11 protein-coding genes and 1 pseudogene are annotated in these 13,184 nt (G+C 41.8%); 4 read left to right on the forward strand and 8 right to left on the reverse strand.

Going from position 1 to position 13,184, the window contains the following annotated elements; all coding sequences use genetic code 11:
- A pseudogene (locus ACEYJ7_RS02660) lies at positions 1-270 on the reverse strand (homoserine kinase); the annotation flags it as partial.
- Positions 270-2,726 (reverse strand): bifunctional aspartate kinase/homoserine dehydrogenase I, encoded by a 2,457-nt coding sequence (gene thrA, locus ACEYJ7_RS02665; protein ID WP_373777477.1) that lies wholly within the window; start codon positions 2,724-2,726, stop codon positions 270-272. The gene thrA and the pseudogene ACEYJ7_RS02660, both read right to left, overlap by 1 nt.
- Positions 2,727-3,097: 371 nt before the next feature.
- On the opposite strand from thrA, the gene sodA reads away from it, so the two are divergent.
- Both sodA and ACEYJ7_RS02675 read left to right on the forward strand, forming a co-directional pair.
- Complete coding sequence (gene sodA / locus ACEYJ7_RS02670; protein ID WP_373777478.1) at positions 3,098-3,739, forward strand: superoxide dismutase [Mn]; 642 nt, start codon at positions 3,098-3,100, stop codon at positions 3,737-3,739.
- Between the two features lie 106 nt (positions 3,740-3,845).
- A complete protein-coding gene (locus tag ACEYJ7_RS02675; protein WP_373777479.1) occupies positions 3,846-4,574 on the forward strand; it encodes a nitroreductase family protein in 729 nt (242 codons plus the stop codon).
- Positions 4,575-4,591: 17 nt separating this feature from the next.
- Here ACEYJ7_RS02675 and yacG read toward each other — a convergent pair whose 3' ends face one another.
- From yacG to ACEYJ7_RS02705, 6 genes are read right to left on the reverse strand one after another with little or no spacing between them, the layout of a single operon-like run.
- Positions 4,592-4,774 carry a DNA gyrase inhibitor YacG gene (gene yacG / locus ACEYJ7_RS02680; RefSeq protein ID WP_373777480.1) on the reverse strand — a complete coding sequence of 61 codons (183 nt, stop codon included), beginning with the start codon at positions 4,772-4,774 and terminating at the stop codon, positions 4,592-4,594.
- Positions 4,771-5,397 carry a dephospho-CoA kinase gene (coaE, locus tag ACEYJ7_RS02685; RefSeq protein WP_373777481.1) on the reverse strand — a complete coding sequence of 209 codons (627 nt, stop codon included), beginning with the start codon at positions 5,395-5,397 and terminating at the stop codon, positions 4,771-4,773. The genes yacG and coaE overlap by 4 nt, the downstream gene beginning before the upstream one ends.
- A 13-nt stretch (positions 5,398-5,410) precedes the next feature.
- Positions 5,411-6,097, reverse strand: coding sequence for a prepilin peptidase (locus tag ACEYJ7_RS02690; RefSeq protein ID WP_373777482.1), 687 nt, complete (start codon positions 6,095-6,097; stop codon positions 5,411-5,413).
- Positions 6,094-7,290, reverse strand: coding sequence for a type II secretion system F family protein (locus ACEYJ7_RS02695; RefSeq protein WP_373777483.1), 1,197 nt, complete (start codon positions 7,288-7,290; stop codon positions 6,094-6,096). The genes ACEYJ7_RS02690 and ACEYJ7_RS02695 overlap by 4 nt, the downstream gene beginning before the upstream one ends.
- On the reverse strand, positions 7,290-8,687 hold the full coding sequence (locus tag ACEYJ7_RS02700) for a GspE/PulE family protein (RefSeq protein ID WP_373777484.1): 1,398 nt from the start codon (positions 8,685-8,687) through the stop codon (positions 7,290-7,292). The genes ACEYJ7_RS02695 and ACEYJ7_RS02700 overlap by 1 nt, the downstream gene beginning before the upstream one ends.
- A gap of 43 nt (positions 8,688-8,730) precedes the next feature.
- Positions 8,731-9,195: a prepilin-type N-terminal cleavage/methylation domain-containing protein gene (locus tag ACEYJ7_RS02705; RefSeq protein WP_373777485.1), complete on the reverse strand. Its 465-nt coding sequence runs from the start codon at positions 9,193-9,195 to the stop codon at positions 8,731-8,733.
- A 176-nt stretch (positions 9,196-9,371) separates the two neighbouring features.
- Between ACEYJ7_RS02705 and radA the strand changes: the two genes are divergently transcribed.
- Positions 9,372-10,751 (forward strand): DNA repair protein RadA, encoded by a 1,380-nt coding sequence (radA, locus tag ACEYJ7_RS02710; protein ID WP_373777486.1) that lies wholly within the window; start codon positions 9,372-9,374, stop codon positions 10,749-10,751.
- 288 nt (positions 10,752-11,039) lie between these two features.
- Positions 11,040-13,160 (forward strand): type I secretion system permease/ATPase, encoded by a 2,121-nt coding sequence (locus ACEYJ7_RS02715; RefSeq protein ID WP_373777487.1) that lies wholly within the window; start codon positions 11,040-11,042, stop codon positions 13,158-13,160.
- Positions 13,161-13,184: the final 24 nt, after the last annotated feature.

Consider the following 13,184-nt stretch of genomic DNA (forward strand, 5'->3'; position numbering starts at 1 on the left):
GCGTAGATTTTTCACCACACCACCACGCAATTTCAAGCGCTCGCTAAACAGCACATAGGCTTGATAGACGATATTTTTTTGCGGTTCTTTCGGCAGTTTACGCACAAAATAACCGACACTTTCCAACTCAAACGGTTGATCGCACTCTTCAATTTGTACTACATCACCGAGTAATGAACCGTCTATCGGCGAAATGGCGGTGCCGAGTGAGTCAAATCCAACACTTAAATTCGCACTTGAGGCAGGCGCATAAATGCGTAAGACAGACATTAGTTTGCTCCTCCGTGTAGTGTACGAAGAATATCCGCAAAAATACCTGCTGCGGTTACATCATTACCCGCGCCGTAACCGCGTAAAAGCAGTGGAATCGGGCTGTAATAACGGGTGTAGAAAGCAAGGGCGTTTTCGCCGTTTTTTACTTTATACAGCGGGTCGTCGCCATCGACTTCTTTGATGGCTACACGGCATTTACCGTTTTCAATCACGCCGACATAACGTAATACGTTACCACAAGCGGTCGCTTTCTCGATACGTTTTGCAAATTCGGTATCCAGTTCAGGCAACACGGTTAAAAACTCTTCCGCAGTTTTTCCGTCGGAGAAGCCGTTTGGTAATACGCCTTCCACTTCAATATCGTCTAATTCAAGGGGTAAACCGGTTTCACGGGCTAAAATTAATAGTTTACGTGCAACGTCCTGACCGGATAAATCATCACGCGGATCCGGCTCGGTAAAGCCTTTTTCTTTTGCGATTAAGGTTGCTTGTGAAAGGGTTAAACCTTCTTCTAATTTTCCGAAAATGAATGAAAGCGAACCGGATAAAATTCCTTCAAACTTTTCCACTTCATCGCCGGCAGCAAGTAGATTTTGTAAGTTTTCAATAACAGGCAAACCAGCACCGACATTGGTTTCATAAAGGAACTTGTGTTGGCTTTGGCGTGCATTTTTACGCATTTCCAAATAGTATTCGTAGCTTGATGTATTGGCTTTTTTATTTGGGGTAATCACGTGGAAACCTTCTTTTAACGCGCGCGCATATAAATTGGCGACCGATTGTGCTGTGGTACAATCCACAAATACCGGGTTAATCACGTGGTTTAATTTGATAAATGAAAGCAAAACATCAAAATCAGACGGTTGAGTTGCTGTTTCAAGATCGGTTTTCCAGTTGTCCAAGTTCAACCCATTTGCATTTAATAACATTTTAGTTGAGTTCGCTAAGGCGCAAACACGGATCTCAATATCCTTTTTTGCAAGATAGTCCTTTTGGTGTTTGATTTGCTCAATTAATTCACTCCCAACGCCACCAACGCCGACTAAAAAAACATCAACCACTTTTTTGTCATTAAAGAGATGTTGGTGCGTCGCTTTTACCGCTTCAATTGCTTTATTTAGCGGTACAACCGCTGAAATAGAGCGTTCTGACGAGCCTTGTGCAATCGCGGTAATGCTGATGTTGGCTTGAGCAAGGGCGGAGAAGAATTGTGCCGCAATTCCTTTAGCTGTCCGCATACCGTCACCTACTACAGAAACGATGGATAAATCTTTGATGACTTCAACCGGATCGAGTAATCCTTCTTTTAATTCTGCCGCAAATTCCGTATTCAGTGACACTAACGCTTTTTCTACAGATTTCACCGGGATACAAAAACTGATGCTGTATTCCGAAGAAGATTGGGTGATTAAAATTACTGAGATATTGGCCTTAGACATGGTAGAAAAAATACGGGCTGCCATACCGACCATACCTTGCATACCGGTTCCCGAGACGTTGAACATTGCGACATTATCTAAATTCGTAATTCCTTTTACTTTTAAACCGTCATTTGGAACATCGCCGCTGATAATTGTGCCTTTACCTTCCGGATTACCGGTATTCTTAATTAAACAAGGAATATTTAACGGTACTAACGGCCCGATGGTGCGCGGATGAATCACTTTTGCTCCAAAGTAAGAAAGCTCCATCGCTTCTTGGTAGCTCATCGACTCCAAACAGATTGCATCCGGTACTAAACGAGGATCACAGGTATAAACACCATCCACATCTGTCCAAATTTCACAGATATCCGCTTTTAAGCACGCAGCTAAACAGGCGGCAGAGTAGTCGGAACCGTTACGGCCGAGTAACACCAATTCGCCTTGTTCATTACCCGCAGTAAAACCCGCCATTAACACCACATTTTTCTTTGGAATTGAAGCGGCATCCACCCGTTTGGTTGATTCTTCAATATCCACGGAAGATTCTAAATAACTACCGTGAGCAAGTAATTTTTCAACAGGATTAATTTGGGTTACCTCATAACCTTTTGCCTCAAACCAAGCCCGCATCATCGCAATCGATAATTTTTCGCCACGGCTGTGTACCGTTGCACTGATATTATCCGGACAGAATTTATTTTTAGCCGCTTCGGCAGCGATGTTACAGATGTCGTCTAATTCCGCTTTGATAAAGGCACTTAATCCTTCACGGTCGAAATTGTTATTGACGGCATATAATCCGTTGATGATGTTGTTGAAAATGTCGGTGGCTTCGGTGAGATGAGATTCGTAGGATTCGCCGGTTTGGGCTTTATCGACAATGGCGACAAGATGGTTAGTGATTTTAGCGGGGGCGGATAGTACGCCTGCGGCTTGATCTGCCAGATGTGCTTTCTCGATGATATCGGCAGCCTGCATAAAGCGTTCCGGATTGGCTAAAGATGTGCCTCCAAATTTAAGAACTCGCATAGTTTCTCCTGTGGATAATGGTTTAATATTTGCAAAATTAGATACGAAAAAACCCGCTTGTCAGCGGGTTTTTCCTTTTATTCGTTCCCTTTTTTAACCACGAACACCCGCACTATGTTGGTACATAATGGTAATAATCGTTGTCATTGTCGTAGTTACAACATTCATCTCAATTTCCTAATTGGTTGAGGGTCTAAAACGGTTGAAAGAATGGGCGAAATCGGTTGCTTTGTCAATAAATTTTTTCCGTTTTACTTAGATTTTTATTTGTTTGTCTTAGATCAAAAAATCATATATTCCTTGACTATTATTTGCTACTATAAGCGGTGAGTTTACACTCAAATTTTACCAATTATTTTGAGGATTTAAAAATGGCATACACATTACCAGAATTAGGCTACGCTTATGATGCGTTAGAGCCGCATTTCGATGCAAAAACAATGGAAATCCACCATTCTAAACACCACCAAGCATATGTGAACAACGCAAACGCTGCATTAGAAGCGCATCCGGAATTATTAGATCAGTGTCCGGGTCAATTAATTTCTAATTTAGAGCAAGTTCCTGCGGACAAACGTACTGCCGTGCGTAACAATGCCGGCGGTCACGTAAACCATACGCTTTTCTGGAAAGGTTTAAAAAAGGGCACAACTTTACAAGGTGCGTTGAAAGATGCAATCGTGCGTGATTTTGGTTCTGTAGAGGCTTTCCAAGCAGAATTTGAAAAAGCGGCAACAACCCGTTTCGGTTCAGGCTGGGCATGGTTAGTCTTAGAAGACGGCAAATTAGCGGTGGTTTCAACGGCTAACCAAGATTCTCCGTTAATGGGTAAAGAAGTTGCGGGAGTTTCAGGCTATCCGATTTTAGGCTTAGATGTTTGGGAACACGCTTACTACTTAAATTACCAAAACCGCCGTCCGGATTACATCAAAGCATTCTGGCACGTAGTGAATTGGGATGAAGCAGCTCGTCGTTATGAGAAAAAATTAGAAAATTGCAGTTGCGCAAAATAAGTTAAGTTGATTTATTGCTAACAAGCGGTCAGTTTCGGAAAAAGTTTTGCAATTTGCAAAATTTTTGTAAGATCTGACCGCTTGTATTTTATCAGAGGAAATAAAAATGTCCCTTGCCGATTTGCTCCATCACCGTCGTTCCTTGCGTTATTATGATCCGTCCAAACCGATTGAGAGCGAAAAGGTAAAATATTGTCTGCAACTTGCAACGCTTGCTCCAAGTAGTTCGAACTTGCAACTTTATGAGTTCTATCACATTACCGAACAAAACCTGTTACAACAATTAGCCAGAGCATGTTTAAGTCAGCAACCGGCGACTACAGCGCAACAGATGGTGGTATTTGTCGCCCGCCAAGATCTGCATAAACAACGTGCGCAAGCCGTATTAGCCTTTGAACGCGATAATATCCAACGCAACAGCCCGCCCGAGGTTCGTGAGCGTCGTACCCGAGGTAAAACGCTTTACTATGGAAAATTGCTCCCGTTTTTCTATGCTCACTGTTTCGGGTTGGTTGGCGCATTTCGTAAAAGCATTGCTTGTGTTACTCACTTATTTCGCCCTGTGATGACGGATGTTTCCGAGTCGGACTGCCGTGTAATGACGCATAAAAGTTGTGCTTTGGCGGCGCAAACTTTTATGATTGCAATGGCGGAACAAGGCTATGATACTTGCCCGATGGAAGGGTTCGATAGCTATCACGTCAGAAAAATACTGAATTTGCCACGCGCAGCGGAAATTACGATGGTGATAGCGTGCGGCATTCGTGAAGAGGGACGCGGAATTTGGGGAGATCGTTTCCGAATCCCCTTTGAGCAGGTGTACAAGCGGTTATAATTTGTTCGGATAGGCGATTAAGCTTCTTTTTGCAACTCCGCACTCATTAAATCCTCTCCTTCGCCGGCAATACGTTTTTTTTCATCCGCCCAATCGCCTAAATCGATGAGCTGGCAACGTTTGCTGCAGAACGGGCGATATTTGTTCTCCGGCAACCAAGCTACTTCTTTTTGGCAAGTCGGGCAATTTACTACAGTCATGGTTTGTTTCCTTTTTGTACTGCTAAGGTTAAATAGTGCCGATGAAGGGAATGAACTTGTTGTTTAAGCCGAGGTAAGTTCTCTTCAAGCGGTAAGTTATTTTCGATAATATCATCGGCATAGCTTAAGCGTGTCAGGCGATCAACTTGCGAAGCAATCATATTGCGTATGGTTTCAATATTGCTTTGATCGCGTTTTAGGACTCGTTCCAATTGGATTTCAGGCAGAACATCTACCACCAGTATTCTATCGCATAATGATGTGAGCTGGTTTTCAATCAACAGCGGCACAACCCAAAGGGCATAAGGATAACGGACATTCTCAAGCTGGGTAAGCATTGTTTCGCGTATTGCCGGATGTAATAAATGATTTAACCAGCTTTTTTGTCGGTCATCTTCAAATATAATTTGGCGTAATGTGGCACGATTCAGTTCACCGTTTGAGGTTAAAATCGTTTGACCGAAATGCTCCGTAATTTTTGCCAATAACGGAGAGCCTTTTTCAACTACTTGTCGGGCAACCACATCCGCATCAATTACCGGCACGCCGATTTCGGCAAACAACCGCTCAATAGTGCTTTTTCCGCTGCCGATTCCGCCGGTTAAGCCGACAATATAAGTCATCCGAATGCTTCCGTTAAGTATTAAAAACGGTAGGAATTCTATCAATAAATAGGATAAAAGTCGAAATCGTGATAAAAGGAATAAAAGGCAATCGATGAATATTTTTCCGGCATATCAACTTATAGCATAGGGCAAAAAATAAGCCGCATAGTGATGAATAAAGTAGTAATAGCATCATCTGTTCTATGGTAAATAGCGGTGTAAGCGCAATCAATAAAACCACATCGCCTATGCCCAGCATCTCTTGATTAAACAGTCGGTTAGTTAGCGGGATAAAAATCGTGAAAAACAATGAAGTAAACAGTAAATTAAGTAAATGCAGATAGAGAGCTGTCTGATCGTAAAACAGGAGTTGGGCGATAGACAACATAAATATCAAGGCAACATAGCGGATATCGGTTAAGTAATAAACAGAATCCAACAATGAAAGATAAAGCAAAATCAGACTGATGAATATCAACGGTAGCGGTAATGTCTTGAATATCCATAAAACGAATGGAAAAAGCAAATAGAAAAGATAAAATCGCCGACAGGCTTTTACCTGTAAAGGTGATTTCGATAAAAATTCATTAAAAGTTATATCGGAGGGCAACATCTGCTGATAATCTTCATAAATCTGTTTATTAATTCTTAGTGGAAATTTAGCCCATTCTTGCTTAAACCAATATGCCAATATTAAGCCGATTAACAGTAGCATCATGAAATCACTCCGCCCATATCAAAAATCGGTAGATATAAACCGACAATAATGGTGCCGACAATTACGCCCATTACTAGCATTAACATGGGTTCTAACAGTTGCGAAAGTATATCGATTTGGTAATCAAGTTTTTGCTGATAAGTTTCGCTGACGTGTTCAAGCATTTTTGCCAACTGCCCGCTACGTTCACCCGTGGCAATCATTTGAATGACATCAGAGTTAAACACCATTGGATTGAGTCCTTCTGAAAAACGGTAGCCTTGTTTAAGCAATATCAACATAAACTGCACTTCTTTTTCTAAAATCGGATCGCTTTGTTTCGCGGATAAAAATGAATGTAAAATGAGATCTAATCGTAGGTGTGCGCCCAACATTAATCCACAATTTTGGCAAAAATAGATAATGCGGGATTGGTGAATAATGCTGTTAAAAATTGGTAACCGTCCTAACAAAGCGGTGTTGAACCGGCGTATCAGCGAAGTTTTCTTCGCTAAAATAATTATGCAAACGGCTGTAAGTAGTCCGAAAAGCAGTAGTGTCTGAATATGTTGTTGCAGAAATTCGGATAGAAAAAACAGCATCTCGGTAATTAACGGCAATGTTGCTTTTTTGCTGCTGTAAAGATCAGCAAATTTAGGCACAATAAAAATCAGTAATAGTAGGGAAAGGCTGACGGATATCGATAAAATAATCAGTGGATAAAACAGAATTTTTCTGACCTTTTTCATCATTTTGTCAAATTTTTCACGGGAATGCGCAATATTGGATAAAATTGTGGATAAATTTCCGCTGGCTTCTCCCATTTTAATCAGTTGAATTTCTTGTGGCTGTAAATATGTCGACTGTTTTTCTAATGCAGAGGAAAAAGAAAATCCTGCTTCGATTTGTTGAATAATTCCGTTCAACCATAAATAGAGTTTGCCGTTTTCGCAATTCTCCAACAACATCGATAGACTCTGCTTCAGAGGAATAGCGGCATTAATCAGTAGCGCGAGTTGACGGATAAGTTGCGTGATTTCACTCTGTTTTGGCTTTTGCGATAAAACAAAATTACGTTGAATTCGAATATGTTGATAACCTTTTTCCAGCAGCTGTTTTTCTACCTTGTCACGGCTTTGCGCAAGGTATTTCCCTTGTTGTTTCTGTTGAAATCGATTAATCGCTTTCCAGTGGAACTGGTAGATTCGGGGCATTATGTCTCTCCTCCCATTACTCTTTCAACTTCGGTGATATCCGTTACGCCCTGAGTTATCTTTTGTTTGGCACTGGCAAAGAGTGTCGGATAGTCCAAACAAGCGGTCTGTTTGTCGAAATAATTTGCAAATCGACTGAAACATTGGTAAACGCCGATGCGCCCTTTGTATCCTTGATAACAGCCTTCACAGCCCTTGCCTTTACATGTCGGGCAGATTTTGCGGACTAACCGTTGGGCAATGATTAACAGCAAGGCATTTTTAATTTCATAATCTTCAATGCCTAGTTGCTTTAGGCGTTCAATGGCAGACGGCGCATCGTTGGTATGTAAGGTGGAAAGCACCAAATGTCCGGTTTGTGCCGCCCGTAATGCGATTTTGGCACTTTCTTCATCACGAATTTCACCGAGCATAATAATGTCGGGATCTTGACGTAGAAAAGTGCGTAATAATTGGCTGAAATCCAGCTGAATGGCGTGATTGACTTGTGTTTGAATCAATCCCTCAATTTCGATTTCTATCGGATCTTCGGCAGTTAAAATATGCTTGTCGTTTTGGTTTAAATAGGTGAGGGCGCTATATAGCGTAATGCTTTTACCACTCCCGGTCGGGCCGGTTACCAAAATCAATCCCTGTGGCTGTTTTAACGCGTATAGTAACCTCTCTTTTTGCGTTTCATCAAAACCTAAAGAGAGGAAATCCAATTGAGTCGGTTTATTTTTTTGTAAACGCAACACGACCTTTTCGCCGTGATTCGTCGGCAGGGTTGAAACACGAAAATCCAACGTTTCAGCCAATGCCGTTGTAAAGCTGAATTGACCGTCTTGCGGTAAGCGGGATTCGCTGATGTCTAATTTTGCTAATAATTTCAAGCGGGAAATAATCCTTGCAGTGAATTGGTTGGAAAGTGTCTTGTAGATATGTAGAACACCGTCGATACGTAGCCGAATAATCAATTTGTCCTTATGCGGTTCAATATGAATATCCGAAGCATTTTTACTTAAACAGAACTTGAACAAATTATCCAATAACTGAATAATCGGGTCGGTAAAATTAAGCTGCTCCGATGGTTTTTCTGAAGAAAGGTAAGTGATTTCGGTATTTTCATGCAAGGGATGTTGTTCGGGAGAGAGCTGATTGAGCAGGTATTTCAGTTCTTCCGAAGTAACTAACACCGGCTCAATCTGCTTGTGGGTCATAAAGGCAAAAATTTCACAAGCGCTGAGATTTTTCTCATCATCAATCGCCAGCCATAATTTCTGTTCATCTTCTTTTACCGGTATGGCTAAATAACGTAGCAGTAGTTGTTTCTCTTCACAATTTTGCAGCCAACGGCTTTCCGAAATTTCAAATAATCGCTCGGTTTTATGTTCATAGATTGAATATTGACTCAGCATAAGCATTTCCCGAAAGGCACGCATAATACGTGCCGTTATTTAATTAATTTATTTTCGCTTGCGTGCTACCACAGAAATTCGCAGGGAATAAACTGGTATCCGAACCTGTACAACTGGTTGACCAAGTAATTGTGTTATTAGCAAACTTTGGAGTCATTTCATAACCGTAACCCTCAATACTGCTTTTGCCGCTTACGCTAATTACCCCGGCAGCGACAGAGACGGATTTAAGGTATTTAGCATCATCGTTAGAGGTTTTATTTGCCTGAATGCCATTTGCACCGCCGTTACAGTTCGTTAATGCACCGGTGTTGTAGATACAAATTTCAACATCGGATTTATAGGAGGCGGAGGCTCTTAACAGCTCCGAAAGTGCTGCCTTTTGGGTGTAGTTGGTGTAGGACGGAATGGCAATCGTTGCCAAAATAGCAATGATGGCGACCACGATCATCAATTCTATTAAGGTGAATGCCTTTTGTATCGGGCGGAATAACAAATTGTTTTTCATAATCTTTCCTTATGGTAGAGCGCGGAATTTGCGCTGCTATAAGTTTGCGTTTTTTGAGTTAAAAATCGACCGGCAAAAGTGATTTTGTCGATCTGCGTCGAAAAAATAAGATTGGACTGTTTATTTACACAGTATTTTTTGCTACCATTCGACTGATTTAACTTTTTGAGGTGAGTATGGCTAAAGCAGCAAAAACCGCTTATGTCTGTAATGATTGCGGCGCGGAATATTCCCGTTGGATGGGGCAGTGCCGCGCTTGTCTGGCATGGAATACCATCAGTGAAGTGCGTTTGATTTCGGCAAAGCAAGAGAGTAAAGGTGATCGTTTTAGCGGTTATGCCGGCACGACAACGGGTAAAGTTCAAACGCTGGCTGAAATTGATTTGCAGGAAGTGCCGCGTTTTTCCAGCGGATTTAACGAATTAGACCGTGTATTGGGTGGCGGCATTGTACCGGGTAGCGCTATTTTAATCGGCGGCCATCCCGGTGCGGGAAAAAGTACGCTATTGTTACAGGTCATGTGCGGGTTATCGCCTCATTTACCGACACTGTATGTAACCGGTGAAGAATCGTTACAACAGGTAGCCATGCGGGCGAACCGTTTAGGATTGCCGACCGCCCATTTAAAAATGTTGTCCGAAACTTCCGTGGAACATATTTGTAATATTGCCGATCAAGAAAAACCGAAGCTGATGGTGATCGACTCCATTCAAGTCATGCATCTTGCCGATATTCAATCTTCTCCGGGTAGTGTGGCGCAAGTACGCGAATGTGCCGCTTTTCTGACCCGCTATGCCAAAACCCGACAAGTCGCGATCATTATGGTCGGTCATGTGACGAAAGACGGCACGTTAGCCGGACCGAAAGTATTGGAACATGCCATTGATGCTTCTTTGTTGCTTGAAGGGGAAGCGGATTCTCGCTTTCGTACGCTGCGCAGTCATAAAAACCGTTTCGGTGCCGTGAATGAGCTGGGCGTTTTTGCTATGACGGAGCAAGGCTTACGGGAAGTGAAAAACCCATCGGCAATTTTTCTCAGTCGCAGTGACGAACAAACACCGGGTAGCTCCGTGATGGTCGTGTGGGAGGGAACCCGTCCATTACTGGTTGAAATTCAAGCGCTGGTCGACCATTCCATGTTGGCAAATCCGCGACGGGTTGCGGTAGGGTTGGAGCAAAACCGCTTATCGCTATTACTTGCCGTCTTACACCGGCACGGCGGGTTGCAAATGTCCGATCAAGACGTATTCGTCAATGTTGTCGGTGGTGTAAAAGTCACTGAAACCAGTGCGGATCTTGCCTTATTGCTGGCATTAATTTCCAGTTTTCGTAATCGCCCGTTGCCGCAAGATTTGGTGGTATTCGGTGAAGTCGGGCTCGCCGGCGAAATCCGCCCGGTTCCGAGCGGGCAAGAGCGTATCAGTGAAGCAGCAAAACACGGTTTTAAGCGGGCAATCGTACCGTTCGGTAATATGCCGAAAAAACCGATTAAAGAGATGACTGTTTTCACGGTAAAAAAATTAAGTGATGCATTGGATATCCTTAGCGGATTATAACGACAGCTCAATTTTGCCCTACCAATCGTTTTTGTAAATTTCTTATCAAAACGGACCGCTTGTAACCCTAACAAGCGGTCCGTTTTATATGGAAATTTGCAATATATCGCGTAATCAGTGAAATGTTTGATTAAATCTGACTGTTTGTTCAACTTTTTGATGTAATTGATATTTGTACATTTTGTGCAAAATAGCTATAAAATGATTTTTTATGTATAAAAATGAAAATAAAGTGAATATAATTATATTAATGTAAATTAAATGTGCAAATTTTTTATCAGATTATCTATGAACAATAACCAACCTAAAGATTTGGCTCTCGCAGCATTAGTGTTGCTAGCCAATTTTCACCGGATTTCAATTAACCCGACTCAAATCAAACACCAATTCGATACAGTCGGAGCAGGGCTTTCACAAACAAATTGGCTGCTTGCTGCGAAATCTCTCGGCTTAAAAGCAAGGGTGCTGAAAAAATCATCGGAACGTCTATCGTTTATGCATTTGCCCTTATTAGTTTGGCGAAATGATGGACAGCATTTTGTTTTAGCGCGAATAGATGCGGACAAAAAACGTTATCTTATTTACGATTTAACGACGGATTCACCGACGGTGCTTACTGAGATGGAATTCGACGAACGTTATCAAGGAGAGGTTATTGCCTTGACATCAAGAGCCTCAGTGTTGGGTAAATTAGCAAAGTTTGATTTTACGTGGTTCATTCCGGCGATTGTGAAATATCGTAGAATTTTGAGTGAAGTCATTATTGTATCTATTGTTTTACAAATTTTTGCGCTGATTACTCCGCTTTTCTTTCAGGTAGTGATGGATAAGGTGCTGGTACATCAAGGATTTAGTACTCTCAATGTTATAGCCGTTGCACTTGGTGTAGTGATAATTTTCGAAGTTGTTTTAGGCGGAGTGCGCACTTATGTGTTTGCACATACAACTAGTCGTATTGATGTTGAACTTGGAGCAAAACTTTTTCGTCATTTACTTTCTCTTCCTATCTCTTATTTTGAAAACCGTCGCGTCGGTGATACGGTCGCTCGTGTACGCGAACTAGAGCAAATTCGTAATTTCTTAACAGGGCAAGCACTTACTTCCGTTCTGGATTTATTGTTCTCATTTATTTTCCTGACTGTGATGTGGTATTACAGTGTATGGTTAACATTGGTTGTGATTATTTCGTTACCATGCTATGCGATATGGTCTGCAACTATTAGCCCGATTTTACGTCGTCGTTTAGATGAGAAATTTGCACGTAATGCAGATAACCAGTCATTTTTAGTGGAATCAGTTAGTGCAATGAATATGATTAAGTCAATGGCGGTCAGTCCGCAGATGATTGATCATTGGGATAAACAATTGGCGGGTTATGTTAAAGCAGGATTTAAGGTGACTAAACTTGCAACTATCGGACAACAAGGGGTACAACTCATTCAAAAACTGGTGATGGTCATTAACCTTTGGATAGGAGCGCATTTGGTTATTCGTGGAGAGATGACGGTAGGGCAGCTTATTGCATTTAATATGCTAGCCGGACAAGTCGCTGCACCTGTTATCCGCTTAGCACAATTATGGCAGGATTTTCAACAAGTCGGCATTTCTGTTAGTCGTTTAGGAGATATTCTAAATACACCAACCGAAAATCCCCAAAGCCGTTTATCTTCGCAGGATATTCGCGGGGAAATTCAATTTAATGAAGTCTTTTTTCGCTATCGCCCGGATGGTAACGAAATTCTTAATAACCTTTCGTTAACGATTAATGAGGGGGAAGTAGTCGGAATTGTAGGACGATCAGGATCGGGCAAAAGTACTTTAACCAAATTAATTCAGAGACTTTACATTCCTACACGCGGGAGGGTATTTATTGATGGTACTGATATTGCTTTGGTTGATCCGTCATGGTTACGCCGACAAATCGGTATTGTATTACAAGACAATATTCTGCTTAACCGTTCAATTCGAGACAATATTGCTTTAATTGAACCTGCAATACCAATGGAAAAAGTGATTTATGCGGCAAAACTTGCCGGGGCGCACGATTTTATTACCGATTTGCCCGAAGGCTATGACAGCATTGTCGGTGAACACGGAGCCAGTTTATCGGGGGGACAACGTCAGAGGATTGCCATTGCTCGAGCATTAATCACTAATCCGCGTATTTTAATTTTTGATGAAGCGACTAGTGCGTTGGATTATGAATCGGAACGTATCATTATGAAAAATATGCAACATATTTGCCAAGGCAGAACAGTGATTATTATTGCACATCGTCTTTCCACTGTACGACAAGCGAACAGAATTTTAGTGATGGATAAGGGAAAATTGGTCGAACAAGGTAATCATAGGCAGTTACTTGAACAGAAAGGGCTGTATTACTATTTGCATCAACTGCAATCCGATTAATCCGGTTGAAAAGAATAATAAGGA

This window comes from Glaesserella sp., assembly GCF_041814905.1.
In the GTDB taxonomy this organism is placed as follows: domain Bacteria; phylum Pseudomonadota; class Gammaproteobacteria; order Enterobacterales; family Pasteurellaceae; genus Glaesserella.

What these genes read in the sequence shown, in the direction of transcription:
- thrA (WP_373777477.1), bottom strand. Translation starts at nt 2,726, where the DNA reads ATGCGAGTTCTTAAATTTGGAGGCACATCTTTAGCCAATCCGGAACGC.
- sodA (WP_373777478.1), top strand. Translation starts at nt 3,098, where the DNA reads ATGGCATACACATTACCAGAATTAGGCTACGCTTATGATGCGTTAGAG.
- ACEYJ7_RS02675 (WP_373777479.1), top strand. Translation starts at nt 3,846, where the DNA reads ATGTCCCTTGCCGATTTGCTCCATCACCGTCGTTCCTTGCGTTATTAT.
- yacG (WP_373777480.1), bottom strand. Translation starts at nt 4,774, where the DNA reads ATGACTGTAGTAAATTGCCCGACTTGCCAAAAAGAAGTAGCTTGGTTG.
- coaE (WP_373777481.1), bottom strand. Translation starts at nt 5,397, where the DNA reads ATGACTTATATTGTCGGCTTAACCGGCGGAATCGGCAGCGGAAAAAGC.
- ACEYJ7_RS02690 (WP_373777482.1), bottom strand. Translation starts at nt 6,097, where the DNA reads ATGATGCTACTGTTAATCGGCTTAATATTGGCATATTGGTTTAAGCAA.
- ACEYJ7_RS02695 (WP_373777483.1), bottom strand. Translation starts at nt 7,290, where the DNA reads ATGCCCCGAATCTACCAGTTCCACTGGAAAGCGATTAATCGATTTCAA.
- ACEYJ7_RS02700 (WP_373777484.1), bottom strand. Translation starts at nt 8,687, where the DNA reads ATGCTGAGTCAATATTCAATCTATGAACATAAAACCGAGCGATTATTT.
- ACEYJ7_RS02705 (WP_373777485.1), bottom strand. Translation starts at nt 9,195, where the DNA reads ATGAAAAACAATTTGTTATTCCGCCCGATACAAAAGGCATTCACCTTA.
- radA (WP_373777486.1), top strand. Translation starts at nt 9,372, where the DNA reads ATGGCTAAAGCAGCAAAAACCGCTTATGTCTGTAATGATTGCGGCGCG.
- ACEYJ7_RS02715 (WP_373777487.1), top strand. Translation starts at nt 11,040, where the DNA reads ATGAACAATAACCAACCTAAAGATTTGGCTCTCGCAGCATTAGTGTTG.